This is a genomic window from Phycicoccus flavus (genome assembly GCF_004025965.2).
Classification (GTDB): Bacteria; Actinomycetota; Actinomycetes; order Actinomycetales; family Dermatophilaceae; genus Phycicoccus; species Phycicoccus flavus.
In genome coordinates, this window is record NZ_SAYU02000033.1 from 1 (window position 1) to 25,629 (window position 25,629).

Genomic DNA, 25,629 nt, shown 5'->3' on the forward strand with positions numbered 1-25,629 from the left:
CGGGTGGTGTCGAGGGTGAGCTCGCGCAGGATCTCGCCGGTGGTGGCGTCGCTGATGGTGATGTGCAGGCCGTGGATGAGGGCGGTGACGGGGCGGCTGTTGTGGTGTCGGCCGAGGCCGATGGAGTTGAACCGCCCTGGGTTTCCCGGAGGGTGCTGATCTAGCAAGGGAGACTGACTCTCATGGCAGCACCGAGGAAGTACGAGCGGGAGTTCCGGGACCGGGCGGTGCGGATGTACCGCGACCGCCTCTCCGAGGGACATGACTCCAAGCTCGGAGCACGCCGGCATGTCGGGTCGATGTTGGACCTGAACCCGGCGACGTTGCGGAACTGGGTCGAGGACGCCGAACGTGCTGAGGGTGTGCGGGCACCGTCGGCGGCCTCGAGGTCGGTGGACTCCGAGGAGGTGCGGGCGCTGAAGAAGCGGGTGGCCGAGCTGGAGCGGGCCAACGACATCCTCACGACCGCGTCAGCGTTTTTCGCCCGGGCGGAGCTCGACCGCCGACTGAAGTGATCGTGGACTATGTCGACTCCGTGAAGGAGCGACACGGCGTCGAGCCGGTCTGTGTCGTGCTGTCTCAGCAGGGCATCACGATCGCGCCGTCCACGTACTACGCCCACAGGGCAGCCCCGGTCTCGGCCGCGGTGCTGCAGGACGCGTACCTGGCCAACGCGCTGTTCACCCTCTGGGCCGAGAACTGGGGCGTGTACGGGGCCCGGAAGCTGTGGCACGCCGCCCACCGCGCCGGGATCGACGTCGGCCGCGACCAGGTCGCCCGGCTCATGCGGGTATGGAGACCTCGAGCGCCCTCGACACCCCTGAGCCGTCCACGACCGACACCCTCCTCCTCACACTGGACGAGGCGGCCAAACAGCTGCGCTGCCCCCGGCGCAGCGTGGAGCGCTACGTCGCGGGCCACCGGCTGCGGGCGGTGCGTCTGGGCCGGTCGGTGCGGCGCAGCGCGGTCTTGGACAGGGCGCGGCGCTTGTACCGTTAGTAGCCCTGCCGGGAGACTCCGAGGACGGCGCAGCTGTTGTCGACGGGGACCCCGGCGTCGGCCAGTCGGTCGATCACCGGGTGAATCCTTTTGGGTGGGGCTTGTCCTCCGCCAGGAATGTCGCTGCTTGTCGGATGATCGCCAGCTCGCGCTCCAGCTCACGGATCCGCTTCCGGGCGGCCCGCAGGTCGGCGGACTCGCTTGCGGGAACGCCCGTGATCTCGCCGCGGTCGACCCGGTCCTGCTTGAGCCACTCGTGCAGGCAGCCGGCGCTGATGCCGAGCTCGTAGGCGGTCTGCTTGACGTGTGTGCCGGATCGGACCAGCGCGACTGCTCGCGCGCGGAACTCCGGAGGGTAGGGACGAGGCACTGTCAGAGCCTTCCAGTCAGGCGCTCGACTCACCACCACCACTGGAACCAAACCGGGGGGCAGGTCAGTGTCGGCCGAACCGTCAGCAGTCGCGAGTGCAGGCGACGGTCCTGAACGGGCCGTCGAGGGGGACGCAGTCGGTCTCGTACAAGCGGAACGGTGGGATCGCACCGCAAGGTGGCCCGGTACGGGCCGTGTTTCGAGGTGACCTTGCGTCAGGTACGGGAGGAGCACTACGTTCGCCTGACTGGACATCAGATGTCTGGAAGTGGGAGGCAGCGTTGCCGCGCACCAGCCTGGTCGAGGACGTCGCAGGACGTCTGTTGGACCGGATCGTCTCCGGCGAGTTCGTCGGGGGATCCCTGCTGCCCTCCGAGTCAGAGCTGGCCGGCCAGTTCGGGGTCTCCCGGCTCACTATGCGCGAAGCCGTGAAGATGCTGGCCGCAGGTCAAGTCGTGCGGTCCGTGCAGGGAGTCGGGACATTCGTGGCCCCCGTCGGCCGGTGGACCTCCGTCGGGGCGGTCATCCGGGTGAGCGAAGGGGATGCTTCGCAAGTCATCGGTCGCCTCGTGGAGGTTCGCGGGATGCTCGAGGTCGGCGCGGCCGAGTTGTTCGCGCCCTTGGCGGCCCCCGCGGATCTCGAGACGCTTGCCGACAACGTTGCCGCGATGCGGTTCGCTCATCGTGAGGACGACGTCGAGTCGTTCGTGGCCGCCGACCTCGCATTCCACACCCGCATCATCGAGGGCTGTGGGAACCCGTTCGTCCGGGTGGCCTTTGCTCCGGTCGCCGAGTCCCTTGTGTACTCCCAACGCCTCACGGCCGCGGTTCACGATATCCGCGAGCATGCGATCGTCCATCACGCCGCGATCCTCGCGGCTTTGCACACCGGCCGTGCCTCGACGACGGCCACGGCGATGCGCGAACACCTGATCCAGACCCGCGACGACGCCCGCAGGTACCTGTCCGGTGTCGGCAAGTCGGCGGTTTCGGCCGCTGGTCTCACCTCTGATGTGTCCTCATCCCTCAATCACCCAGATGGAGACGACGTGACCGACCACGATGCTGCCCGGACCAAGGACGAACTGCTCCGCGACATGCCTCCTCCGCGGAGTGTGACGGCCGAGGAGATCCGCGCATCTCGGGCCCAGCGACCCCGGCGCACGCTGGTCGTCCTCGACGACGATCCGACGGGCACCCAGTCGGTGGCGGACCTCCCGGTACTCACGCGCTGGGACACCGAGGACCTCGCATGGGCCCTGCGCACTGGTGCCGACGCGGTCTACGTGCTCACCAACTCGCGAAGCCTCGACGCGGCAGACGCCGAGCGGGTCAACCGCGAAGTGGCCCGCAACGCCTTGGACGCCGCCGCGCTGCTGGACGTGGAGATCGACTTCGTCTCTCGCTCGGACTCCACGCTGCGCGGCCACTACCCGCTCGAGCCCGACACACTGGTCGCCGCGCTCGAGGAGGCTCGGGCGCAGGTGGACGCCGTCGTGCTGGTGCCTGCCTTCGGTGACGCCGGACGCGTGACCGTTCGATCGGTCCACTACGCCGGGTCAGAAGCGGATGGCTACGTGCCGGCCAGCGAGACCGAGTTCGCTCGCGACGCCACCTTCGGGTACGCGGCGTCGGACCTTCGCGAATGGGTCCAGGAGAAGACCGCGGGTCGGATCGCGGCCTCGGACGTGGCGACAGTTCCGTTAGACATCCTGCGATCCGGCCATGAGGCCGTAACCGATATCTTGCTCGGTCTCCACGACGCTCGACCTGTCGTGGTCGACATCGTCGAGGAGACCGACCTGCGCGTGCTGTCGCTGGCCCTGTTGGCCGCAGAGGACGCCGGGAAGCGCTTCCTGTTCCGGGTGGGACCGCCGTTCGTCAGAGGCTTCATCGGGCAGGACGTGCTGGAACCTCTCAGCAACTCCGATGTCGACCAGATCATCGCAGGCGGAGAGGGCGACGGGTCGAGCTACGGGCTCGTGGTCGTCGGCTCTCACGTGGGGCTCACCACACGGCAGCTGAAACGGCTTCTGGAGGAGCAGGATCCCACTGTCATGACGATCGCGGTCGAGAAGGTGCTGGGCCCGGACCGTGAGGCGCATCTGGACCGGATCGTTCGCGAGACCGTGGAGGGCCTGAGCTCCGGCAACGTCGTCGTCACGACCTCGCGCGAGCTCGTGGTCGGTGAGAACGCCGATGACTCGTTGGACATCGCGCGGCAGGTCTCGAGCGCGGTCGTCGAGGTCGTACGCCAAGTACTCGAGGCCGCGCCGCCGCGGTTCGTCGTGGCCAAGGGAGGAATCACCTCGGCCGAGGTCGCGAGCCGCGGCCTCTCCATCGCGCGTGCGATGGTTCGCGGCCCGATGCTCCCGGGCATCGTCTCACTCTGGGAGCCGACGGACGGTCCGGCCCAGGGCATCCCCTACGTCGTCTTCGCCGGAAACGTCGGGGACGACTCGAGCCTGGCCGAGGTCGTCGCCACCTTGACGGCCTGATCGTTCATCCACTCGTACCACGTCTCATCCCGCCGCTCGAGCGCACGCCCTACGGCGTCACCGACTGTTCAAGGAGGAACAGCATGTCGTCCGAACCCACCATCGCCGTCATCGGACTCGGTGCCATGGGGTTGCCCATGGCGACCCGCCTGGCCGAGAGGTTCACCGTCCGAGGCTACGACCTCGACCCCGAGCGCATCCGAGCGGCGTCCGAGAAGAACGTCGACCCGGCGGACTCAGCGCGGGCCGCCGCCCAGGACGCAGACTGCGTCCTGCTCGCCGTCCGCAATGGTGCCCAGCTGGAAGACGCGCTCTACGGGGACAACGGCGTCGCCGAGGTATTGCGCACCGGCAGCGTCGTCGTCCTCACATCCACCATCGGCATCGGTCCGGTGCGCGAGGTCGCCCAGAAGCTGCAGGCCGACGGTATCCACCTGGTCGACGCACCGATCTCGGGTGGGCCCAAAAGAGCTGGCGTCGGCGACTTGCTCATCGTGGTCGGCGCGAGCGACGAGGCATACTCAGTCGCCGAACCCGTCCTGGAGCACCTGTCCTCCACGCTTCGGCGGATGGGCTCATCTCCTGGTGATGGCCAAGCGATGAAGACGGTGAACCAGCTCCTCTGCGGGGTCCACATCGCGGCCGGGGCGGAGGCGCTCGCTCTCGCCGGTGCTCTGGGTCTGGACCAGCGCCTGGTCCTGGAGACCCTGGGCGCCGGCGCAGCAGCGTCCTTCATGCTCGGCGACCGCGGCCCGAGGATGCTGCAGGCATTCGACGACGGGGGCGCCGAGGTCAACAGCCGCCTCGACATCTTCGTCAAGGACATGGGCATCGTCAGTTCGGCCGCCCGGGCAGCGGGGCTGGCCACCCCGGTTGCCGGAGCGGCCGAACAGATCTTCCTGCTGGGGCAGGCCGCTGGTCTGGCCGCGGCCGACGACTCCTCCGTCATCACCGTCCTGGGCGCGAGGGAGGACTGACATGGGCTCGACGATGTTGTTCGTGACCGCAGCGGTAGCCGTCGCCGTGCTGCTCCTGCTGGTGGTCCGGTTCAAACTTCCGGCTTTCGTCTCCCTGCTGTTGGTGTCCATGGGCGCGGCTCTCCTGGCCGGCATTCCGGTGGAGGAGGTTGTCCCCACCATGATCGCCGGGATGGGCAAGGTGCTCGGCTCGGTCGCGATCGTCGTCGGCCTCGGTTCGGTCCTCGGGCGTCTGATCGAGGTTTCCGGAGGCGCCGATCACCTGGCGCGCCGGTTCACCGAGCGTCTCGGCCCGGCCCGAGTCACCGTGGCGCTCACAGCGGCGGCATTCGTCCTCGGGATTCCTGTCTTCTTCGACGTCGCCTTCATCATCCTGGCCCCGATCGTCTTCGCCTTCGCCAAGATCGCCGGCCTGAACCCCCTCAAGGTCGGACTTCCTGTCGGCGTCGTCCTGCTCGCCCTGCACGTCACCGTCCCACCCCACCCCGGGCCGGTCGCCGCAGCCGCTGTGACTGGCGCCTCCGTGGGGTTGCTCACCCTCCTCGCCTTGGTGGTCGGCGCAGCAGCTGGAGCCGTGGGCTTCTTCGCCGCCAGGATCATCAAGGTCGACGGCATCACCCTCGGCCCGTCGCCCGCCACCGCAAGCACCGAGGACGCGGACGGGGGGACGTCCTTCGCGGACGGGCCCGACACGACCGGGTCCGGAGGGACCGCGACCAAGACCGAGGCGAGGACCGACACCGACAACGCGTCCTCACACAACGGCAGCGCCGGCGTGCCGGGCACCGGTACGGTCGTCGGCCTCATCCTGCTGCCGATCGTCATGATCATGGTGGGGTCGGTCCTCACCACGGTCCTCGGGGAGGACAACGCGCTGGTTCCGTACGCCTCGTTCATCGGCTCGCCGACCACCGCGCTTCTCGTCGGTGTCCTGGTGGCCTACCTGGTCATCGGCTCTCGGGCCGGATGGGATCGCACCCAGCGCAGCATCGTCGCCGACTCCGCCCTGCCGCTGGTCGCCATCATCATCTTCGTCACCGGAGCCGGCGGGGTGTTCGCCAACGTCCTCGTCGAGTCGGGGATCGGCAAAGCCCTCACCGACAGCCTCACCGGACTCGGCCTTCCGCTCATCGTCTCGGGGTTCTTGCTCTCGTCTGCTCTTCGCGCGGCCCAGGGTTCGGCCACCGTCGCCATCCTGACGACGGGAGGCCTCCTTGCCGACGCGATCACCAATGGCGGGTACAGCTCGTTGCAGGTGGCCCTCATCACCCTGGCCATCGGATTCGGCGGCCTCGGTCTGTCGCACATCAACGACTCCGGGTTCTGGATCGTCACCAAGTACTTGGGTCTGTCCGTCGCGGACGGCCTACGGACGTGGACGGTCCTGACGACCGTCACTGGCGTGTCAGGCTTCCTCCTCACCGCCCTGATCTTCGCGCTCGCATGAGCGTGGGGTGGCTTACGCCCTGACGAAATCGACAAGGAGAAGGCTTGTGCAGATGCCGCGTACACCCACGGATTACCCGCTCGACAACGACGGGGGCAACCCCGACGTACCCCCGAAGATGCCGTTCTTGCATCTCTGGACCGACTCGGAGGGGAGCAGTCGAATCACGGACTCCCTGATGGGCGGCTTCGCGATGAAGAGCATCGGAGGTGGCGCCGACCCGCAATGGCTCCGACCGTTCCCGGGTGAGGTTTCGTCGGTCTCCTTCGCGGTACTCCCGGTCGGCTGGGTAGGGCAATGGCACGAGAGCCCCCACCCGCAGTGGGTGGTCCCCGTGCGCGGCCGGTGGTTCATCGAGACCCAAGACGGGGGACGGGTCGAGATGGGTCCTGGTGACATCCACTTCGGCCAAGACCAGGACACCGTCGAGAAGGAGGAGCGGCGGGGCCACCTGTCCGGCTGTGTAGGCAACGAGCCCTGTTTCCAGATGCTTGTGCAGTTCGCGCAGTCTCCGGTGCCTCCGACGCGGCACCCCTTCTGATGGTCACCGGGCCGGTCGTCGTGTCCGGCGCCGGCTCCGCGTCTCCGCTCCGACTGCGAGACCCGGGTGAGCCGGAGATGCTCGAGCTCCCTGGAGTGCGGGTCGATGACGCACGGCTGGCGGAGGTGCTGGACCCGAGCGCTCGGCTCGTGCGCCTCTATGAGCATGCAATCTGGTCCGAGGGGCCAGTGTGGTGGCAGCATGAGCGGACCCTGGTCTTCTCCGACGTCCGAGGGCGTCAGGTCCTTGGTCGGCGGGAGAACGGTGCCGTCGACGTGCTGCTCGACGCCACGCCGTACTGCAACGGCAACGCGGTCACCGCAGACGGCGACCTCGTCCACTGTGAGCACGGCCGGCGCGGAATCAGCCGGACTCGGCGCGACAGCAACGAGCTGCTCGTGGAGCGATCCGCCGACGGACGGCTGAACTCGCCGAACGACATCGTCGTCGCCCGTGACGGCGCCATCTGGTTCACCGACCCCGTCTTCGGTCTCACCCAGCCGGAGGAGGGCTTCATGGGGCGGCAAGAGGTCGATCATGAAGGCGTTTACCGGTTCGTCGAGGGTGCGGCGACCTTGATGGCCACGCTGGACGGACCGAACGGCCTCGGGTTCTCGCCGGATGAGAGAGTGCTCTACGTCTCCCGGACCCCACCGGACGCGGCAGCGGACATCGTCGCGTTCGACTGGGACGGGCGCCGACTGTCGGGGCGGCGCCACTTCGCTCACGTGGAGCAGGGCATTCCGGACGGGTTCGCCGTCGACGATAGGGGCTGGCTGTGGTCGAGCTCGCGCACCGGCATCCAGGTCTTCGACGACCGGGGGGCCACTCTGGGACTGGTCCCGGCACCGCACATCGTCAGCAACTGCACCTTCGACTCGGACCACTCGCGCTTGTTCGTCACCGGCGACGCGGACCTGCTGATGCTGACTCTGGGTCCTGCGTCGCAGCGCTGACGGTTCTGGGCGCAGCCCGAGAGGGTGGGGTGACCATGGTCGGCCGCCCCACCCTCTCGGTGTCGCAGGTTCAGATCTTGTCCAGCGAGACGTTGCGCGTCTCCGTGGCGAACAGGTAGGTGACGCCGCCGATGACGAGCAGCAGAGAGAAGAGCCAGAAGGCGGTCGGCACCGCGTTGAGTGTCACGTTGACGTCGATCATCGAGCCGCCGATGAGAGCCCCCATCAGCGCCGGGCCGAAGATCTTGGCCGTCGAACCGATGCCGTAGCCCAGGCCGAGCCCGGTGGAGCGCGCCTCGTTCGGGAACTGCTCGGCACCGAAAGCATTGAGGATGCCGAACGCCCCGTCACCGAAGGCCATCGCGACGAGGATACCGACGAAGAACATCGTCGCGTTGGCCTGCGTCGCCGCGACGGCGCAGATCCCGGCGCCGACGGCCCCGATGAGCCCGAAGGAGAACATGACCAGCCGTCGTCCGACGATGTCGGCGAGCCAGGCCGAGCCGAGACGACCGGCGACATCAGCCAGCGCCACCCAGGTGAACAGCACCCCGACATAGGCGGCGTCGTAGCCGAAACCGTCCTTGAGCAAGGTCTGCCCCCAGGACTGGATGGTGAAGGACCCGAGGATGAAGCAGAAGGAGCCGATGGTGATGATCGTCAGCTGCTTCTTGTACTTGTCGAAGATCAATCCGTACGAGGAGCGCGCCGGCTTCTCGTACGTCGGGAGCTCACCCACCTCGTCGGGTCGGATCATCATCGCCCAGGCCAGCGACTCGCGGGCCTCCTCCAACCGGCCCTTGGCCTGCAGGTACCGCGGGGACTCGGGCACGAGTCGGAGCCACAGCAGCAACAGGATCGGGATGATGCCGAGAGCGACCATCCCCCGCCAGCCGATCGTGGGCCCGATCCACTTCTGGGCCTGGGCTCCGAGCAGCAGACCGGCCGGGATGAAGACCGATGCAAGCCCGGCAAGGAGCCCTCGCTGCTTGGCCGGCACGAACTCCTGGACGTAGGGGATCGAGCTGATGTTCAGTCCGCCGACACCGATGCCCACGCCGATGCGGCACAAGGCCAGGAACCACCATCCGCGGTCGGGCGTCAGCAGCATCACCGCGGTGAAACCCACGAAGGAGACCACACACCACCAGAAGGTCCGCTTGCGACCGATGACGTCGGCGAGACGGCCCCACATGATCGCACCCAGCACAGTGCCGAGGCCGGAACAGGCCAGGATGACTCCGGCCTCGACGCCCGTCAGGTTCCACGGCTTCGTCAGCAGCGCGACGACGAAACCGATGAGGAACATGTCGAAGAACTCGCTGATGTTGCCGGTGACAACCAGGCCGATGAGGCTCTTCTGGTTGCGGGTCAACGGCCTTCCGTCGATCTGCTCGGTCGCCGTTGGCGTCCGGGGATCTGTCGCGGTCATGGGTGTCACTGCCTTTCGTGTCAGGTTGGGCCGGCGAGTGCTGGCGTTGTCGTGCCGGGCTTGTCGCGCGGTCGTGGGGTTCAGCGCAGGATGTCGGTGCTCTGCGGGTCGGCGCCGAGCTCCTCCGCGGTGACATGGGTGAGGTCACCGTGATGCGTGAGAGCGAACTTCGAGACGTGGAGGCCGTGGCCGATGCCGCCGACGATGTCGCCGCTCAGGAAGCCGTGCAGAGTGCCCGCGACGAAGGCGTCGCCGGCGCCCGGCCGGTCGACGATGGGCACAGTTCGGACCTCGAAGTCCTGCTCACCGTCCGGACCGGCGTAGTAGACGCCGTCCGTGGAGTCCGTGGAGACGACGTGGGTGGCTCCGAACATCTCCCGGAGGGCCAGCGAGGCCTCGGCGCCAGGCGCGTTGATATCGAAGACGACCCGTGCGTCGGTTCGTGAGCAGAAGATGATGCTCGAACGTTCTGCGATCCACCCGAGCCTTCGGCGTGCCTGAGTGGGCGACCACAACAGGCTGCGGTAGTTGACGTCGAGCGCGACGTCGATGCCGCTGTCGTGCGCGAGGCTCACGAAGTGCCGGAGCGTCTCGTAGGTCTGGTCCGTCAAGGCTGCGGTGATGCCGGTGACGAACACCAGACGGGTCGAGAGCAGGACGTCCCAGTCGACCATCTCTGGAGTGATCGTGCGGAACGGGGAGTGGGTGCGGTCGTAGCTGACTCGCGATGGCATCGGGGGCTGTCCCGGCTCCATGAAGTACAGCGCCATCCGACCCTCGTCGGTGCGAAGCATCGCCGACATGTCCACCCCGACGGAGCGGAACTCCGACAGACAGCGTTCGGCCAGATCACCTCGCGGCACTCGTGAGCACCAGGAGGTTCGGTGGCCCAGCTGGGCCAGCAGGCCGGAGACGTTGGCCTCGGAGCAGGCAGCCGAGACTCTCAGGGTGTTGCAGCGGGACAGCCGCTCGCCCTGGGCCACCGTCAGCCGGATCTGTCCTTCGCCGATGGTCGTCAGGTCGAACATTGAGCTTCTCCTTTGAAGACGCAACCCGAGTCGGCGGGTGGCTCTGAACCGTGGTGAGGCGGGACGGATGGTGTGTGAAGAGAATGTCTACCGAAGGTGCTGGCCATCGCCGGCCGGTCCCGGCACATTCGTGCTCCGCCGGAGGAGTGTCCGCGCTCGACGCCTTCCGCGACCTGCTAAATGCTGGCAAAATGCAGGAAGCCGCGCCGCGTCCGTCGGCGCGTCAGGACAGAATCGAGAACGGATGTGCGCCGCACGGGGACCGGTCTCGGACCGGTCACGACTCGATCTCCTGCATCGGGTGGCTCGGATGTACTACCTCGAGGATGCATCCCAGGACGACATCGCCCGGACGGTCGGCTACTCCCGGCCGACCGTCAGCCGAATGTTGACCGAGGCGCGACAGTCCGGCATGGTCCACATCAGCATCAGCGAGCCTGCCGCCGGCTCCATGGACGAGGAACGCCGCCTGCGCGAGGTTTACGGTCTCGAGGTCGCTCTCGTGGCGGCGGTCGAGCCGAGGACACAGCCTGCCGAGGCGGTAGCCCGGCTGGCCTCCCTCGCCGTGGCGGAGCGGGGCAACGAACGGTCGATGATCGCGCTGTCCAACGGCACCTCCCTGCGCGCCTTCGTCCACGCGATGCCGCGCCAGCGATGGAGCTACTCCGGAGTCATTCAGATGGTCGGGTCCATCGGCTCCGGCGACCCTCTGCTGGCTGACAGCCCCGAGCTGTGCCGATCCCTCGCCGCGCGGCTGGGCGGCACCTTCCGCCCACTGCCCGTGCCCCTGGTCCTGGGATCGACGGAGGTGGCGCGCTCGATGCGTCAGGAGGAGGTCGTTCTCACGTCTTTGGAGCTGGCAGCCCGCTCCGACATCGCGTTGCTCGGAGTCGGAGCCATCGATCACCGAGGACACCCTGGCCCGATCCTCGGGCCGTTCATGGGTTCAGCCCAGACCAACGAGCTCCGTAGAGTCGGCGCCGTCGCGCACTTGTGTGGACATTTCTTCGATGCCAAGGGCCGGCACCTGCGTACCTCGCTCTGCGAGCGGACCATGGCGATGGAGCCGGAACGGCTGGCGGGAATCGGACTGGTCATGGCGATGGCGTGGGGCACCGACAAAGTTCCGGCGATCGCCGCCATCCTCAAGGCGGGACTCATCACGGGACTGGCCACCGACCAGTCGACGGCCCGGCTACTTCTGGACTACGCCTGACCTCCATCGCGATGGGGTAGGAATGGGCCGTGAAGACCAACACGGGTCGCCAAGACCACGGGATTCGCGGCCGGTACGGCCCGGTAGTGCTGACCACGTTGCTGGCACTGGTGCCCTACCTGGTGGCCACCTCGGCCCTCCGCCTGTTGGGCGACGGGCTCGCGGCCGACCTGTCTGTCTCGTCGGGCTTCGTGGACGTCACCCAGTCGATGGCGACGGCGATGTACGCCTTCGGAGCGCTGCTGGCCGGAGACCTGGGTCGGCGGTTCCCCCAGCGCCCGACCTACCTTGTTCTCATCGCACTGGCGCTCGTCGGGTGGCTTCTGGCGCTCGGGTTGCTGGGTGCGTGGTCCTTCGCTGTGGGCTTCGTGCTTGTCGGCCTGACGACCGGCCTCCTGCTGATCGTCTCGCTGCCCCCGGCGATCCAGAGATTCCCGGCGGCGAAGGTGCCAATGACAGCGGTGTTTGTCAACGTGGGTCTCTTCGGTGGGGTTGCGGGGGGCCCGCTCGCCGCCGGTATTGTCGACCGGTTCGGCGGCTGGCGCGTCCTCTTCGCTGTCCTGGCGCTGACGACGGCGCTCGCTGTGGTGCTCGGCGCCTCGGTGCTGGAGCGGACACCGGCCATGGCGCCCGACCTGGTGGCCGATCCCCCGGTGGTGGTCCTGGCGCTGGTCGCGACGGTTCTCGCGTTCGGCGCGGTGGCGTTGCTGCCGTCAGTCGGCTTCGTCTCTCCGTGGTTTTTCGCGCCCTTGCTCGTCGGGCTCACTGCTTTTGCGGCGATCTTCATCGTTGAGGACCGCCGCCGCGAACCTCTTGTCGCCGTCGGTCTGCTGATCCGCACCGCTCCGGTGATCGGGACACTCGTGGCGTCCTTCGCCGGAGGCGTCTTTCTGTCGCTGGTGAGTCTCACCCAGCTGCGTATGGTCACTCTCTGGGGTCTTGATCCGGGTCGGGTCGGTCTCGACCTGTGGCCACTCGTACCCGGTGCGCTACTGGCTGCCGTCACCCTCGGGCTGGTGTTCAGGACGCGCTACCTGCCCGTCCTGATCCTCTTCGGGCTGGTGGCGATGATCCTCGCAGGTCTGGTCTTGATGAGCACTGGACTCCCCGAGGACCTCGGCCGAAGTCAGCTGGCTCTCGGTGCTCTGGGGTTCGGTGCGGGAGCCACGGTCAGCCCGGCCCTCTTCCTCGCAGGTCTGTCGACGCCCTCGGCCGCTCTCGGTCGGATCTTCGCGTTCGTCGAGCTCGTCCGGTCGATCGGTGACTTCCTCATCGGTCCCGTGCTGGTGCAGTTCGCCGCCCTGATCTCTGCCGACGGGGCCGCACAGGAGCGGCAGGTCGCCATCACCCTCGGCATCGCGGTCACGATCGGGGTCGGCACACTGTTCGTCTGCACTGTCGCATTCCTTGCCTCCTACCGCCGGCTCCCCGTGCCGGACCTGTCCCGCTGGCTCGACGGTGACGACCCGGCCATCGAGAGCCCGGGAGCGTTCCGGGGCGCTCAGGATCGGGACGACTCGGTGGTCGGGTAGGACGATTTGGCAAAGGCGGGGCGGGGCGAACGAGCCTCACCTCGCCCACCCCGCCCCTTCTCGGCGCGCGTCGGCGTCGAGCCTGACGACGGACGACGTCAGAGGAAGGCGTCGTACGGCAGCTCGTGCTCGCAGCTGAAGACGTCCGAGAAGCCGCGAGGGTAGTGGTACCGCAGGTCGTCCTTGTTCTCGGGGAAGACGAACTTTCCCCCGACCTGCCAGATGTAGGGCTGGAAAACGTACTTCAGCGCGTGTCGCTTCATCTCCCAGAGCGTCACGATCTCCTCAGGGTTGGCCATGAAGTTCGACCAGATGTCGTGGTGGAAGGGAATGACGACCTTGGTCTGCAGGCCCTCGGCCATCCGAAGCATGTCCGCTGCAGTGAGCTTGTCGGTGATCCCGCGGGGGTTCTCGCCGAAGGCACCCATGGCCACGTCGATGTCGTGTTCGTTGCCGTGCTTGGCGTACATGTTCGAGTAGTGCGAGTCGCCGCCGTGGTACAGCGAGCCTCCTGGGGTCTTGATGATCCAGTTGACTGCGAGGTCGTCCATGTCCGCCACCGGCCGGCCCTTGGTTTCGACGTCCTCCGGCTGGGTGATGAGCATGGTGCGGTCGAAGGACTCGACGACGTGGATCTCGGTGTCCTTGACGGGCACCACGTCACCGGGGCGGACGGTGATGCACCGGTCCGCGGGTACCCCCCACTTCTGCCACAGGTCGGTGGCGGACTTCGGCCCTACGAAAGGAACGGTGGGCTCACAGTTCTGCAGAACCGCTGCCGCGACGTTGGCGTCGATGTGGTCGGTGTGGGTGTGCGTGGCCAGGACGGCGTCCACCGTCCGGATCGCGAACGGGTCGATGACGAAGGGGGAGAGGCGAAGGTTCGGCTGCAGCTTGCGGACACCGGACATGCGCGCCATCTGGTGACGAGCGACCATGTCAGCGGTCTTCTGGGTGCGCTTGCCGGAGCCCGCCCAGAGATCGATGAGGATGTTGGCGTCGCCCTCGGACTTCACCCAGATGCCGGTGTTACCCAGCCACCACATGGCGAACGTCCCGGGGGAGACCTGCGCTTCCTCGATCTCCTCGTTCAGCCACGTCCCCCACTGGGGGAACGTCGACAGGATCCATGACTCACGGGTGATGTCGGATACGTTCGTCACTGCACTGTGTCCTCTCGTCGTCGCCGGCCCGCGAGTCGGGTCCTGCTCGGTCCGTACCGTGGCGGCTGCCGCAATCGTCGGGCAATCGGACGAACGCCCGCTCCTCGCTATACGGCGCCGCAGATGCGGCTCCGTGAATGGTGCCGGTCATCCGGGCACGCTCGCCGGATCTGGTGCACTTTCGTGCACGAGGTGTCCTCGCGTACCGGTACGGCGTGAGCAACGCAGAGCCTTTGACGATGTCATCGCACAGATGTGCTGACGGATCCGTCAGTTGGCGCGCCCCCGGGGATGCCGATCGCAAGCCGGTGCCGCCGACGTCGGCCGAGGACGCCCTGATTGAACAGGTGTGAACGTCACACCCCTGTCCGAGGCACCGTCGAGGCGTGCTTCTGGGCTCTGTGGTGCTCGAAGGGCCAGCTCGATCCGACTGTGGGCACACATGTTCATGAGCCGTTCCTGACTGCCGAGTCCTGCTCCTAGGTTCGTCGCCTCACGTCCATTCCTCCCGGTTGGCCCACCGTTCCACGGTTGTGCCACCCGTACCGATGGAGGCGGCAGACGCACCGACACGCAGGAGATTCCGATGACTCACCTCCCCCGGCCACGGCTGCAGCTGGCCCTCGACATGACCGACCTCTCGAGCGCGCTTCGGCCTCTCAACAAGGCGGTGAGCCAGGTGGATGTGATCGAGTGCGGCACCGTCCTGGTCCTCGGCGAAGGACTCCGGGCGGTTCGCGAGGTCCGGGCCCTCTATCCCGACAAGGTCGTTCTCGCCGACGTTCGCATCGTCGAGGCCGGCTCCATCATCGCCAAGCACTGCTTCGATGCGGGGGCCTCCTGGGTCAGCGTGGTCGCCGGCGCCTCCCTGACCACGGTGGAGCAGGTGGTCACCGTGGCCGAAGACCACGGGGGAGAGGTCCAGGTGGAGCTCGGCGAGAGCTACGACGTCGAGCAGGCTCGACGCTGGCGCGACCTTGGCGTGCAGCACGTCATCGTCAAGCGATCGAGGGACAAGGAGGCGGCCGGATCACTCACGTGGGGCGAGCAGGACGTCGATCGGGTCGGAGAGCTCGCCGGCCTGGGTCTGACCGTGACGATCACCGGCGGTGTCACCGTGAAGGACCTCGAGACCTTCCAGGGCGCACCGGTGGGGGTGGTCATCGCCGGTCGGTCGATCGTCGAAGCGGAGGACCCGCTTGCCGCTGCCACCGAGCTGCAGGACGAGCTGGCCCGGGTGTGGGCGTGAGCGTCATCGCTTCCGGTGGCACCGGGACTCCGTGCTGCGAGGTCGTCCTCGGGATCTACGAGAAGGCCTTGCGGTGGACGGGCGACTGGGACCGGCTGTTCCGTCAGGCCAAGGACGCCGGGTTCCGTTTCGTCGACCTGTCGGTGGACGAGTCGACCGAACGGAGGGCCCGCTTGCACTGGCCGCCCCACAAGAGGATCGAAGTCCGTGACGCTGCGGCTCGCAACGGCATCGCCATCGGCGGGGTGTGTCTGTCGGTGCACCGCGCGGTCGGCCCCGGATCGGCGGACCCGGCAGTGGCCGACGAGGCCGACCAGATTTTCGAGCAGGGCATTCGCCTCTGTGCTGACCTCGGGGCACCGGTTCTGCAGGTGGCGGGCTACTACGCCTTCTACGAGTCGCCGGATCCCGGTCAGCGGGACCGCTATGTCGCCTCTCTGCGACGAGCGGTTCCCAAGGCGGCTCGCGCCGGCGTCCTGCTCGGCATCGAGAACGTCGACGGCGCGGACGTCACCTCGCTGACCCGCGCCATGGAGCTGGTACGCGAGATTGACTCGCCCTGGCTGCAGCTGTATCCGGATGTGGGCAACATCGCCGAGCAGCGACTCGACGAGGAGGTTGAACTCCGGGCCGGGGCAGGCCACATGCTGGCCATCCACGTCAAGGACGTCAGGGTGGGTGAACCTCGCCGAGTGCCTATGGGCGACGGCGTGGCTGATTTCGACAAGGCCTTCGCCGAGCTGGCCCGACAGCGGTGGAGCGGCCGGATGATGGTCGAGATGTGGAACGACGACGCGGACGACTCTGTCGAGCGTTGTGTGGCGGCGCGGCTGGTGGTCGAGAAGCACCTCGATGCCGCGGGTATCCGCCACTGAGCTATGTCCCCTGATATCGCCGAGGTCGGTTCGGCCCCCGGCACCCGATCAAGAGAGGGAAGCACCATGTTGGATGACTTGAAGGAGCAGGTGTGCGCAGGGAACCTCGCCCTCGCAGAGGCCGGGTTGGTGGCCTGGACGGGCGGGAACCTGTCGGCGCGGGACGAGGATCGGGAGATGATCGTCATCAAGCCCTCGGGAGTTCTGTATTCCGCCATGACACCCAAGGACATGGTCGTCGTCTCCTACGACGGCCACGTCGTCGAGGGTGACCACGGCCCGTCGTCGGACACTCAGTCCCACCTGGGGATCTATGCCGGCCGAGCCGATGTCCAGTCGGTGGTGCACACCCACTCTCGCTACGCGACAGCGTTCGCTGCGGTCGGCCGGGAGATTCCTTGCTGCCTCACCGCGATCGCCGACGAGTTCGGTGGGCCGGTGCCGTGCGGCGGGTACGCCTCCATCGGAGGCGACCAGATCGGCAAGGAGGTCATTGCGAAGATCGGTCGCTCGCCTGCCATCCTCATGCAACAGCACGGGGTGTTCACTATCGGGCCCTCCATCTCGAAGGCCCTGCAGGCAGCGGTCATGGTCGAGGACGTCGCTCACACGGTGGCGGTGGCGATGGGCCTCGGAGAGGTCACCTCTTTGCCCCAGGAAGAGATCGAGGCGAACTTCGACCGCTACAGCAACCGCTACGGCACAATGTCGGCGAGCCACGGAGTCACCGCCTGACGAGCCCTGCGCGCGCCCTCCTGCAGCCCATCGCCAGAACTCTCTGCGCCGCCCAGCGCGGTGCTATCGAGGGTGCAGCTCTACGGCCACTGAGCATTCCACGGGGCTCGAACACACCAGACGATGGGCCCCGTCGCTCCTGGCGACGGGGCCCATCGTGCCGACGAGGGAGCGGCTATACGTCGAACCGGGAGCGTCAGCCCTTCGTCACGTCGTACCGGTCGGCCATCATGACCTTGTCCCACACGGCGACGAAGTCGCGGACGAAAAGCTCGCCACCGTCACAGCCGGCGTAGACCTCGGAGATCGCCCGCAACTGCGAGTTCGCTCCGAACAGCAGGTCGTTGCGCGAGGCTTCGAACTTCGACTCGCCCGTGGCGCGGTCATCGACCGTGAACGAGGTGCCGGCCTCGTCGACCTTCGTCCACTCGTAGTCCATGGAGGTGACGACGTCGAAGAAGTCGGTCGAGAGCGTGCCAACTCGGTCGGTGAAGATCCCAACCGTCGACCCATCGTGATTGCAGCCGAGCGCGCGTAGCCCACCGGTGAGCGCCACCCACTCGGGGGCGGAAAGATTGAGCAGTGCAGCCCGGTCGAGGAACATCTGCTCGGGAGAGACCTTCGAGACCGACGAGAACTCCGGCATCACGTAGTTACGGAAACCGTCGACGACCGGCTCGAGCCACGCGTGCTGCTCGGGGTCGGTCTGCTCCTGGAGCGCATCGACCCGGCCCGGGGTGAACGGCACCGTCACCGGGTGACCGGCGGATGCGGCGGCCTGCTCGACGGCCACGCAGCCACCAAGGACGATGAGGTCAGCCAGGCTGACGTTGAGCCCGGACGACGCCTTGACCTGCGTAAGCCGGTCCACGACCTCTCCGGTCCGGACGTTGACCTTCCAGTCCTTCTGCGGTTCCAGCGCCAGGCGCGCCCCGTTGGGTCCGCCGCGCTTGTCGGTGTCGCGGTAGGTGGCAGCCGAGGAGAACGCGGTGAACGCCAGGTCCGACACCGACAGCCCAGTGTCCAGGATCGCCTGCTTCAGCGTTCCGATCTCGGACTCACCGACGACCGGACCCTCGTGCGGCGGCAGCGGGTCCTGCCAGAGGAAGTCCTTCTCGGCGACCTCCGGTCCGAGGTAGCGCGACTTCGGCCCCATATCGCGGTGGGTGAGCTTGTACCAGGCTTCCGAGAACGCCTTGGTGAAGTAGTCGAAGTCGTCGAGGAAGCGCAAGCAGATCTCGCGGTAGACCGGATCCACCTTGAGGGCGATGTCCGAGGTCATCATCATCAGGTGGTTCATCTGGCCCTCGACGTGCGCGTCGGGGGTCTTCGGGGCGTCCGGGTCGACCGGCCGCCACTGGGTCGCGCCGGTGTGGGGGTTCTCGTGCTTCTCCCACTCGAACCTGAACAGATTCGTCAGGTAGTCGTTGTCCCACTGCGTGGGGTTCGGCGTCCAGGCACCCTCGATGCCGTTGGTCATCGTGTATTCGGCGAAGCCCTTGCCCTCCGGATTGCTCCAGCCGAGGCCTTGGTCTTCCATCGGCGCGATCTCCGGCGGTGGGCCGATCTTGCCCGCCGCGACCTTCCCGTGGCTCTTGCCGAAAGCGTGCCCGCCCGCGATGAGTGCCACGGTCTCTTCGTCGTTCATCGCCATCCGCGCGAAGGTGATGCGGATGTCGATGGCCGAGTCCCGCGGATTGCCGTTCTCGTTCGGGCCCTCGGGGTTGACGTAGATGAGTGCTTGGTGCGAGGCAGCGAGCGGCTGCTCCAGTTCGTAGTCACTGTCGCCAGGCTGCCCGTTCCAGCGCTGCGAGCGCATCACCATCGCATCGAAGGACTCCGGATGGGAGTTCTCGATCCACTCCGGGCCCCAGTACGTCGCATCGTCGGCCTCCCAGGAGTCGCGGCGGCCGCCGCCGAACCCAGTCGTCGGCAGACCCATGATCTCGAGCGCACAGTTGCCGGTCAGGACCATGAGATCGGCCCAGCTGATCGCGTTCCCGTACTTCTTCTTGATCGGCCACAGCAGGCGTCGTGACTTGTCGGTGTTGCCGTTGTCCCACCACGAGCTGATGGGGGCGAAGCGCTGCATGGCTTGCCCCGCCCCACCGCGACCGTCTGCGATGCGGTAGGTACCGGCGGCGTGCCACGCCATCCGGATCATCTGCGGGCCGTAGTTGCCGTAGTCGCTCGGCCACCAGTCGACCGAGGTCGTGAGGAAGTCCTTGATGTCGGTCTTGAGCTCATCGAGGTCGATCCCGGAGAACGCCGTCTCATAGTCGAAGTCGGCGAGCGGGTCGGCCACGACACCGTCGGAGTGCAGCTGCTCGACCCGCAGTCGGTCCGGGTACCAGTCCGAGAGCGTGGGCTTGGAGGTGAACGCCCCACCCACGGTGTCGCCACCGAACGGGCATTTGCCGCCCAGCACCTCGGAGTATTCAGAATACTCAGGCATGCCATGAAACCTTTCCAGCAGAGTTGGCGCGTGGGGCGTCCGTTGACACCGTACCGGCACCCCGGGCCGAGCACGACGAGCGGTCACAGATTCGTGCCGATGTGTCACTGGCGCTAGCGTCTTGCCGTGGCTCGTCTCCGAATGTGGCGAACCGTCCGCGGGCGGCTCGCGCTCACCGCGGCTGCTGTCAACGTCGTCTTGGTACCCCTGTGCGGCGGGCTCGCCATCGCGACCTTGGACCGGAGGATCGATGCGGACGTCGCAGCCGTCCTCGGCGAACGTCTGTCCAGTGTCGAGACGGTGGTTCGAGTCAGCGGTCCGCGTGGTGTCGAGCGAGTGGGCTCGACCGCTGGCGTGGTTCCGCGCACCTCGATCGTCACCGAGATCTACACCGCGGAAGGGGAGCGGATTCTCTCCCAGCCACGTGCCGGCGCACGCTTGCTCCCCGCCGCGTCGATCCGTGCGTTGTCGGGCCGTACGGTCCAGACGTCGGCGGTCATGTCCGTGGCCGGAGAGCCCACCAAGGTCCTCGCCGTCTCCGTCGTGGGGCCCGACGACGAGCGGTTCGTTGTCGCCGTTGGTGGTTCGCTGACGGGCAATCGTCACGTCATCAGGACAGTTGTCCTCTTCCTGGCCGGTGCCACAGTCCCGTCCGCGCTCGTGGCCGGCGCGGTCGGATGGATCCTCGCCGGAGTCGCGTTACGACCGGTCGAGGAACTGCGTCGGCGCGCCGACTCGGTCACGGTGACCGGTGCGGGCGAAGGCTTGCCGTTTCCCGACACGGGCGACGAGGTCGAGCAGCTTGGCAGGACCTTGGACGATCTGGTCCGGCGGCTGTATGCCGCGCTCGCAGATCGGCATGCCGAGTACGCCGAACTCGCTCACGACATGCGGACCCCGCTGACGGCGTTGAGGCTGGAGCTGGAACTCGTTGAGACAGCCGACCCGCAGGCCTCGAAGGACCTACACACCGCGCGGTGCTCCGTCGAACGCCTGGTCGATCTCGTCGAGCGACATCTTCTGTTGGCCGTCGGAGCCTCCGGGTCGTCGCTCTTAGAGCTGGTGGTGCTGGAGCCGGCCGATCTGCTGAGAGAGAGCAGGTCTGCTCACGAGCGGGCGGCCGAGAGGCAGGGAACACGGCTCATCGTCGTCCAGGGAGATCTCGATGCCTTGTCACCGTTCGTGGGTGATCGGCTGCGCCTGATGCAGGTGCTCGGCAACCTCGTGGACAACTCGCTCCGCGCTCTGGGCCAGGGAGGAAGCATCGAACTGGCGGCGACAGCGGTCGACGCCGAGCGCCTTGCTCTCACGGTGGCCGACGATGGCCCCGGGTTCACCGGGGGCTCGGAGTTTGATCGCGACGTCGTCTTCACACGCTTCGTCCGGGGCGAGCAGGGCGGGAAGGCCACATCGCGTCGGCAGAGTCATGGCCTCGGTCTGGCCATCGCGAAGGCGATCGTCGAGGCTCACGACGGTGAGATCACAGCCTCCAATCGAGACAACGGCGGCGCACTCGTTCGCGTCGTCCTCCCGGTGCGCGGTCCGAAGTCCGTGTCTCCGTTGCACGCGGCCGATCGAAGTCGTGCAGATGCTCGGGACCGAGAGGGCATGCCAGGTCTGGGTGGGGGGTGAGCCTGCGGCTCCCGGGAACAACGCCCCACGCGTGTCAGTCCGGGAGCCGCAGGAGTCATGGAGGAACCGACTGCGATCAGTCGGGCGCCGTGGCCTTGCCCACGAATCGGTCGTACGCGACAGCTGCGAGGACGGCGCCGACGATCGGACCGACGAGGTAGGCCCACCAGGCCGTCATCGTGCCGGCGGCAAGCATCGGGCCGAGCGCTCGCGCGGGGTTGACTCCGGCCCCGGTGAGGGGGGCGGCAATGAAGACAGCCGCCGCCAGCGCGAAGCCGACCGCGAGGGGTGCCGCCGCTCCCGGAGCCCGTTCGTCGGTGGTCGCCGCGATGACGACCATCATGAGCAGGAACGTCACGACCGTCTCGACCAGGAGCACCGTCAGCGACGACACTCCGTCCGCCGGCGCAGTCGCCCCCAGACCCGCATCCGACCGAGCGGCGGAGCCGAACATCGCCCACGTGAGGAGGGCCGCCAGGACTCCGCCGACCATCTGTGCGCCGATGTACGGCGCCACGCTCCCCCAAGGAAACCGCTTGGTCACCGCCAGCGCGACGGTCACCGCTGGGTTGAAATGGGCGCCGCTGACGTGACCGAACGCGACTGCGAGCGCGGCCAGGCTCAAACCGTTGACGAGCGGCATGGACAGCGAGTTGTACGCACCGCCGACCGCCGGGTCTCGCAAGGTGCCTGCGACGGCCGTGGAGGCGATGGCCAGGACGAGAAGGAAGGTCCCGATGAGCTCGGCGCCGGAGGCGGCCGCCATGTTGAGCCCGGGTGAGCTTCCGTACAACCCCGCCATCCGACTCGGCGTTTGTCCGGTGTCGTTGGAGTCGCCGTCCTGCGTGTCGGTGCTGTCAGGTGGGTTCGACGTCATGGCGACTGCCTCCAGGGATAGCCGTGGACGACGAGCCGGTCGGCGCGTCGGCGCCGTTCTATCGACCCTTTATGTCACGACGATGTCAGAGCCGTCGTTCGCCCCGATAGGCGGCCTGACCTGCCCTCGACAGGGGTGACGTCCCCGCGGCTTCGAGATCTGCGACTGCCACTGGCGTGCAGTCGATATCCGACGCCCCGTACCGTCTGGATTTCGTCCAGGCCGAAGGGCAGGTCGATCTTGCGACGGAGGTAGCGAACCGTCTGGTCGACGACGTTGGAGTCGACAGCGTCTGGATCCTCCCAGGCTCGGGTCAGGATGACGCCTCGGGTCAGAACCTGCCCGGGGTGTCGCATCAGGACCTGCAGCACGGCGAACTCCCGTCGGGTCAACTCGATCTCCACGCCACCGCGCCAGCACCGCATCGACGCCGGATCGAGCGTCAGGTCGCCCACGCCGAGAACGACGGGCCGGCTGTCAGGTGGGCGCCGAGTGTGCGCGCGGACGCGGGCGGCGAGCTCGATGAGGGTGAAGGGCTTGGCGATGTAGTCATCTGCTCCCGCGTCGAGACCGAGCACGCGGTCGTGGACGCCGGCTCGCGCCGTGACAATCAAGACAGCACCCCAGAAGCCCCGCTCACGTAACGTGCGGCAGACGTCGACTCCGTCTACCGCGTCCCCGAGGCTGAGGTCGATGATTGCGGCGTCGTAGTCGTCGTGATCGCGCAGTAGAGCATCCGACCCGCCGCTCGAGACATCGACGTGATAGCCCCGCATCTGCAGGCCCCGCGCGACAGCGGCTGCCGTTGCTGCGTCGTCCTCAACGAGCAGAAGTCGCACGTCGTCCCCTTCTCATCCAGGAGTCGGCGTCGCCGGCCACGACCCTAGAACGCGTCGTCGCCTCCAATTTGACGCGGGGGCAAGCGCCGAGGGTGAGGTGGTCGTTAAACTGCGAACCTTTCGCAAACATCGTCCACGTCTCCCCAGTCCGACGACATCTGTGGCTTTCATTCAGCCGCGGGGGAGGCCCGCCTTCTGCTCGGACCCGATGTAACCCGCCTTGCCGGGATCTTCCATGATCTCGAGAAAGTTGCCGTCAGGGTCGAAGAAGTAGGCGAACTTGACTCCATCGAGGTCAGGTTGGTCCTGTGTGAACCAGGTGGGTGTCGACTGGAACTCGATCCCGCGCGACACCAGATCGTCGTACGCGGCTTGGATGTCGTCGGTCTGGAAGCACAGGTGCTTGGCCCCGGCCTGGTGGACGGGTGGCTGGACGAGATCATCGCCTGGCTTGGTCACCTGGATCAGCTCGACCGAGGTGTTGTCGACGTGGTAGAAGGCGATCTTGGCCACTGCGTCGCCGGGCTCCTCACCGACGCCGAACTGCCGCGACAGTCCTGCCGAGTTGTCGACGGTGGTGAGGATGTCCGGTTCTTTGTCGAACAGATCGTTGTCGAAGGCCATCGACCTCTCCAGATCGGTGACGATGAGTCCGACGTGGTGGACTCGAGCCGCTATGAAGGACATCTCTGCTCCCATCATTCCCGTGCGTTTCTGGTTCAGCGTTGCCGGAGGCGTGCATCCGCCCGGCTGGCATCACGTTAGTCATCAGATAACTGCCGGATCAAGAGCCACGGTCCGTCTGTCCAACCTCCTACACCGCCCGTGCTGATCCTTGGTGTCGTAACGCCGGTCATCTGACGAGAGTTGACTTGCAGATGTGGCACAACTGCAAGTACGCCGGCCATCCGCCCGTACGACGACGGGGAGCTCGGAATCGAGCACCGCATACGGCGCCCCGGCCCCGGCGGGTGTGACTGGCCCAGCGGGTGCGGCCTTCACGGTGGCTCCGCAGCGGCCACGAGGACGCAGGGGGATACGGGTCGCCCCGTTCAGCGTCAGGGGGTGTGATCGACGGCCGCGGCGCGCGCCATGCCGGCGAGGAACAGGTCGAGGGCGAGGTCGAGCTCCTGTCCGAGTGAGGACGTGCCGGCGGCGGCGGTCTCGCGCAGCGCCGGGTACCGGTCCGGGTCGGCGGTCCGGAGCCGCTCTCGAGCCTCGGCCTCCGCACGCTCGGCGTCGGGCCCGGAGCGCAGCTGCATCGCGAAACCAATGACCAACCGCGCGAACGACGCCGTAAGGACCCTGGCCGGCTCGGGCTCGAATCCGTGGGCGAGCAGGACGGCGACGCCGCGCTCTCGTAGCGCCATGGCGTTCGGCCCGGTCGGTACCGTCTCGGCGAGCACCGGCGCCACGTGGGGATGGTGGCCGATGGCGTCGAAGAGGCCACGTCCGATGGCGCGGAACGCCACGGTCCAGTCCGCGTCCTCGAGCGCGATCTCCTCGACCTGCACCTCCCCGAGCACACGCTCGACGACGTGCTCCATCAGGTCGGCCCGGTTCTGCACGTGACGGTAGATCGTGGCGGTGCTCGACCCGAGCCGCTGCGCAAGAGCCCGCAATGTGAGGGCGTCCGCACCGTTCTCGTCGATGATCTGCAGCGCTATGGCGACCATGTGTTCGAAGGGCAGCTTTGGTCGCCCCACCCCTCGACGAACGGGGCGAACGGGTTCCTGCGCCGACACGTGAGGACCTCCGGTCTATGGATGCGCGCGTCCATCATCGCGTGTCCCAGCCGTGTCGATGCCGCGGAGGCCGTGGAGATGGCGGATGGTCGCTGCCCGCCTCAGTAACGGCTACGCTGTAGCCGAAAAGGCGGGACGCCGACGCCGACCACCGTGGTGAAAGGAAGAGATGGCCAGGTCCGAACATGCCCCGATGAAGACGACCGGAGTCCGGGCCACCACCCGGGAGTTCCTCGGGCGCCGGCCCGCGGCCGAGGAGTCGTTGAGCGGACTCGGGGCCTCCGACCGGGCGGCGCTGCGTCAGTTCTCCGTCGAGCGACTCTTGGGCTACGGCGTCGGCTCCGCGGACGCCGTGGAGCTGCGCGCGCAGGTGCTCGGCGGGACGCCCTGGCAGCAGGCGGCAGCGGCAACGGCGCGTGTGTGCCTCGACAGCCTCGGTGCGCACTGGCCCGAGCCGTCCCCTCCGACCCATGCGGCGTTGCTGCGGAGAGCGTCGGCCCTGGTGCGGATGAGCCAGATGATGATGCTCGTGGACACCGACGAGCGTCGGGAGATCCACATCCGTGCGGCGGACCTGTACTCGCAGGCGGCCGAGATCACCGGCGACCGGTTCCGCCTCGAGGTGGACTCGCCCGAGGGACGGCTGGTCTCCTGGCACGTCCCCGAGCGCGAACCGGTCGGGGCGGCGCTCGTCGTCGGTGGCGTCGAGGGGTATGCGATGGACTTCGACGTCATGGGACTGGCGCTGGCGGCGCGGGGGATCGACGCCTACCTTGTCGACGGTCCGGGTCAAGGGGAGAGCCGGATGCGATACGGGGTGTACCTCACCCCGAGCTGGCAGGCGGCCTACCGCAGCGTCCTGGCTGCCATCGAGGGCCGCACGCCGGGGGTGCCGGTCGGAATTGTCGGCAACAGCATGGGTGGGTCCTTCGCAATGGCGCTGGCGGCCGCCGACGCGAGGGTGCGGGCGGTCTGTGACAACGGCGGAGTCCCCGCCCCGGGCCAGGTGCCGCCGGAGATCGGGACGTTCTTCGCGAAGATGAAAGCGTTCTGCGACGCCGCC

The 25,629-nt window shown here is 67.5% G+C and carries 21 protein-coding genes, 3 pseudogenes and 1 other annotated feature; of the genes and pseudogenes, 15 read left to right on the plus strand and 9 right to left on the minus strand.

Features of this window, described 5'->3' with window-relative positions:
- Positions 1 to 182: 182 nt before the first annotated feature.
- The 3 genes and pseudogenes from EPD83_RS11080 (at position 183) to EPD83_RS21060 (ending at position 999) form a co-directional block, all read left to right on the plus strand.
- On the plus strand, positions 183 to 515 hold the full coding sequence (locus EPD83_RS11080; RefSeq protein WP_128365195.1) for a transposase: 333 nt from the start codon (positions 183 to 185) through the stop codon (positions 513 to 515).
- Positions 473 to 604: a sequence feature (AL1L pseudoknot), on the plus strand. (Overlaps the previous gene by 43 nt.)
- A 42-nt stretch (positions 605 to 646) precedes the next feature.
- Positions 647 to 778 (plus strand): annotated as a pseudogene (locus EPD83_RS21055) (IS3 family transposase); the annotation flags it as partial.
- Positions 779 to 792: 14 nt separating this feature from the next.
- Entirely contained in the window at positions 793 to 999 is a 207-nt protein-coding gene (locus EPD83_RS21060) for an excisionase family DNA-binding protein (RefSeq protein ID WP_128365196.1), read from the plus strand.
- Here EPD83_RS21060 and EPD83_RS11095 read toward each other — a convergent pair.
- Positions 999 to 1,369 (minus strand): annotated as a pseudogene (locus EPD83_RS11095) (transposase); the annotation flags it as partial. The gene EPD83_RS21060 and the pseudogene EPD83_RS11095 overlap by 1 nt on opposite strands.
- 281 nt (positions 1,370 to 1,650) lie before the next feature.
- On the opposite strand from EPD83_RS11095, the gene EPD83_RS20980 reads away from it, so the two are divergent.
- The 5 genes from EPD83_RS20980 to EPD83_RS11120 all read left to right on the plus strand — a co-directional run bounded on the left by EPD83_RS20980 (position 1,651) and on the right by EPD83_RS11120 (position 7,788).
- A complete protein-coding gene (locus EPD83_RS20980) occupies positions 1,651 to 3,867 on the plus strand; it encodes a four-carbon acid sugar kinase family protein (RefSeq protein WP_164896060.1) in 2,217 nt (738 codons plus the stop codon).
- An 83-nt stretch (positions 3,868 to 3,950) separates the two neighbouring features.
- Positions 3,951 to 4,844, plus strand: coding sequence for an NAD(P)-dependent oxidoreductase (locus EPD83_RS11105; protein WP_128365198.1), 894 nt, complete (start codon positions 3,951 to 3,953; stop codon positions 4,842 to 4,844).
- Between the two features lies 1 nt (position 4,845).
- Positions 4,846 to 6,291 (plus strand): GntP family transporter, encoded by a 1,446-nt coding sequence (locus tag EPD83_RS11110; RefSeq protein ID WP_128365199.1) that lies wholly within the window; start codon positions 4,846 to 4,848, stop codon positions 6,289 to 6,291.
- Positions 6,292 to 6,343: 52 nt separating this feature from the next.
- Positions 6,344 to 6,832 (plus strand): cupin domain-containing protein, encoded by a 489-nt coding sequence (locus EPD83_RS11115; RefSeq protein ID WP_128365224.1) that lies wholly within the window; start codon positions 6,344 to 6,346, stop codon positions 6,830 to 6,832.
- Positions 6,833 to 6,909: 77 nt separating this feature from the next.
- A complete protein-coding gene (locus tag EPD83_RS11120) occupies positions 6,910 to 7,788 on the plus strand; it encodes an SMP-30/gluconolactonase/LRE family protein (protein WP_128365200.1) in 879 nt (292 codons plus the stop codon).
- A gap of 70 nt (positions 7,789 to 7,858) precedes the next feature.
- On the opposite strand, the gene EPD83_RS11125 is transcribed toward EPD83_RS11120, so the two are convergent.
- The gene (locus tag EPD83_RS11125; protein ID WP_235950525.1) at positions 7,859 to 9,163 is read right to left on the minus strand and encodes an MFS transporter; all 1,305 of its coding nucleotides are present in this window, start codon (positions 9,161 to 9,163) and stop codon (positions 7,859 to 7,861) included.
- A gap of 137 nt (positions 9,164 to 9,300) precedes the next feature.
- The gene (locus tag EPD83_RS11130) at positions 9,301 to 10,248 is read right to left on the minus strand and encodes a sugar kinase (protein WP_128365202.1); all 948 of its coding nucleotides are present in this window, start codon (positions 10,246 to 10,248) and stop codon (positions 9,301 to 9,303) included.
- A gap of 310 nt (positions 10,249 to 10,558) precedes the next feature.
- Here EPD83_RS11130 and EPD83_RS11135 point away from each other — a divergent pair, with 310 nt between their 5' ends.
- Complete coding sequence (locus EPD83_RS11135) at positions 10,559 to 11,464, plus strand: sugar-binding transcriptional regulator (protein ID WP_164896062.1); 906 nt, start codon at positions 10,559 to 10,561, stop codon at positions 11,462 to 11,464.
- A gap of 29 nt (positions 11,465 to 11,493) precedes the next feature.
- On the plus strand, positions 11,494 to 12,996 hold the full coding sequence (locus EPD83_RS11140) for an MFS transporter (protein WP_128365204.1): 1,503 nt from the start codon (positions 11,494 to 11,496) through the stop codon (positions 12,994 to 12,996).
- 98 nt (positions 12,997 to 13,094) lie between these two features.
- Here the strand turns inward: EPD83_RS11140 and ulaG are convergent, their stop codons facing one another.
- Complete coding sequence (gene ulaG / locus EPD83_RS11145; RefSeq protein ID WP_128365205.1) at positions 13,095 to 14,159, minus strand: L-ascorbate 6-phosphate lactonase; 1,065 nt, start codon at positions 14,157 to 14,159, stop codon at positions 13,095 to 13,097.
- A gap of 586 nt (positions 14,160 to 14,745) precedes the next feature.
- On the opposite strand from ulaG, the gene EPD83_RS11150 reads away from it, so the two are divergent.
- The 3 genes from EPD83_RS11150 to EPD83_RS11160 all read left to right on the plus strand — a co-directional run bounded on the left by EPD83_RS11150 (position 14,746) and on the right by EPD83_RS11160 (position 17,018).
- Positions 14,746 to 15,408: an orotidine 5'-phosphate decarboxylase / HUMPS family protein gene (locus EPD83_RS11150; RefSeq protein ID WP_128365206.1), complete on the plus strand. Its 663-nt coding sequence runs from the start codon at positions 14,746 to 14,748 to the stop codon at positions 15,406 to 15,408.
- Complete coding sequence (locus EPD83_RS11155) at positions 15,405 to 16,283, plus strand: L-ribulose-5-phosphate 3-epimerase (protein ID WP_205859501.1); 879 nt, start codon at positions 15,405 to 15,407, stop codon at positions 16,281 to 16,283. Before EPD83_RS11150 ends, EPD83_RS11155 begins: the two co-directional genes overlap by 4 nt.
- 66 nt (positions 16,284 to 16,349) lie before the next feature.
- On the plus strand, positions 16,350 to 17,018 hold the full coding sequence (locus EPD83_RS11160) for an L-ribulose-5-phosphate 4-epimerase (RefSeq protein WP_128365207.1): 669 nt from the start codon (positions 16,350 to 16,352) through the stop codon (positions 17,016 to 17,018).
- Between the two features lie 196 nt (positions 17,019 to 17,214).
- On the opposite strand, the gene katG is transcribed toward EPD83_RS11160, so the two are convergent.
- A complete protein-coding gene (katG, locus tag EPD83_RS11165; RefSeq protein ID WP_128365208.1) occupies positions 17,215 to 19,473 on the minus strand; it encodes a catalase/peroxidase HPI in 2,259 nt (752 codons plus the stop codon).
- A gap of 126 nt (positions 19,474 to 19,599) precedes the next feature.
- Between katG and EPD83_RS11170 the strand changes: the two genes are divergently transcribed.
- Positions 19,600 to 21,105, plus strand: a complete 1,506-nt coding sequence (locus EPD83_RS11170; RefSeq protein ID WP_128365209.1) for a sensor histidine kinase — start codon at positions 19,600 to 19,602, stop codon at positions 21,103 to 21,105.
- A 76-nt stretch (positions 21,106 to 21,181) separates the two neighbouring features.
- Here EPD83_RS11170 and EPD83_RS11175 read toward each other — a convergent pair whose 3' ends face one another.
- The 4 genes from EPD83_RS11175 to EPD83_RS11190 all read right to left on the minus strand — a co-directional run bounded on the left by EPD83_RS11175 (position 21,182) and on the right by EPD83_RS11190 (position 24,497).
- A complete protein-coding gene (locus EPD83_RS11175) occupies positions 21,182 to 21,982 on the minus strand; it encodes an MIP/aquaporin family protein (protein WP_205859502.1) in 801 nt (266 codons plus the stop codon).
- Between the two features lie 74 nt (positions 21,983 to 22,056).
- Positions 22,057 to 22,821, minus strand: coding sequence for a response regulator transcription factor (locus tag EPD83_RS11180; RefSeq protein ID WP_128365210.1), 765 nt, complete (start codon positions 22,819 to 22,821; stop codon positions 22,057 to 22,059).
- Positions 22,822 to 22,992: 171 nt separating this feature from the next.
- Positions 22,993 to 23,508: a VOC family protein gene (locus tag EPD83_RS11185; protein ID WP_164896064.1), complete on the minus strand. Its 516-nt coding sequence runs from the start codon at positions 23,506 to 23,508 to the stop codon at positions 22,993 to 22,995.
- Positions 23,509 to 23,879: 371 nt separating this feature from the next.
- Complete coding sequence (locus tag EPD83_RS11190) at positions 23,880 to 24,497, minus strand: TetR/AcrR family transcriptional regulator (RefSeq protein ID WP_128365212.1); 618 nt, start codon at positions 24,495 to 24,497, stop codon at positions 23,880 to 23,882.
- Positions 24,498 to 25,089: 592 nt separating this feature from the next.
- On the opposite strand from EPD83_RS11190, the pseudogene EPD83_RS21065 reads away from it, so the two are divergent.
- Positions 25,090 to 25,518: pseudogene (locus tag EPD83_RS21065) on the plus strand (alpha/beta hydrolase); the annotation flags it as partial.
- Between the last annotated feature and the right edge of the window lie 111 nt (positions 25,519 to 25,629).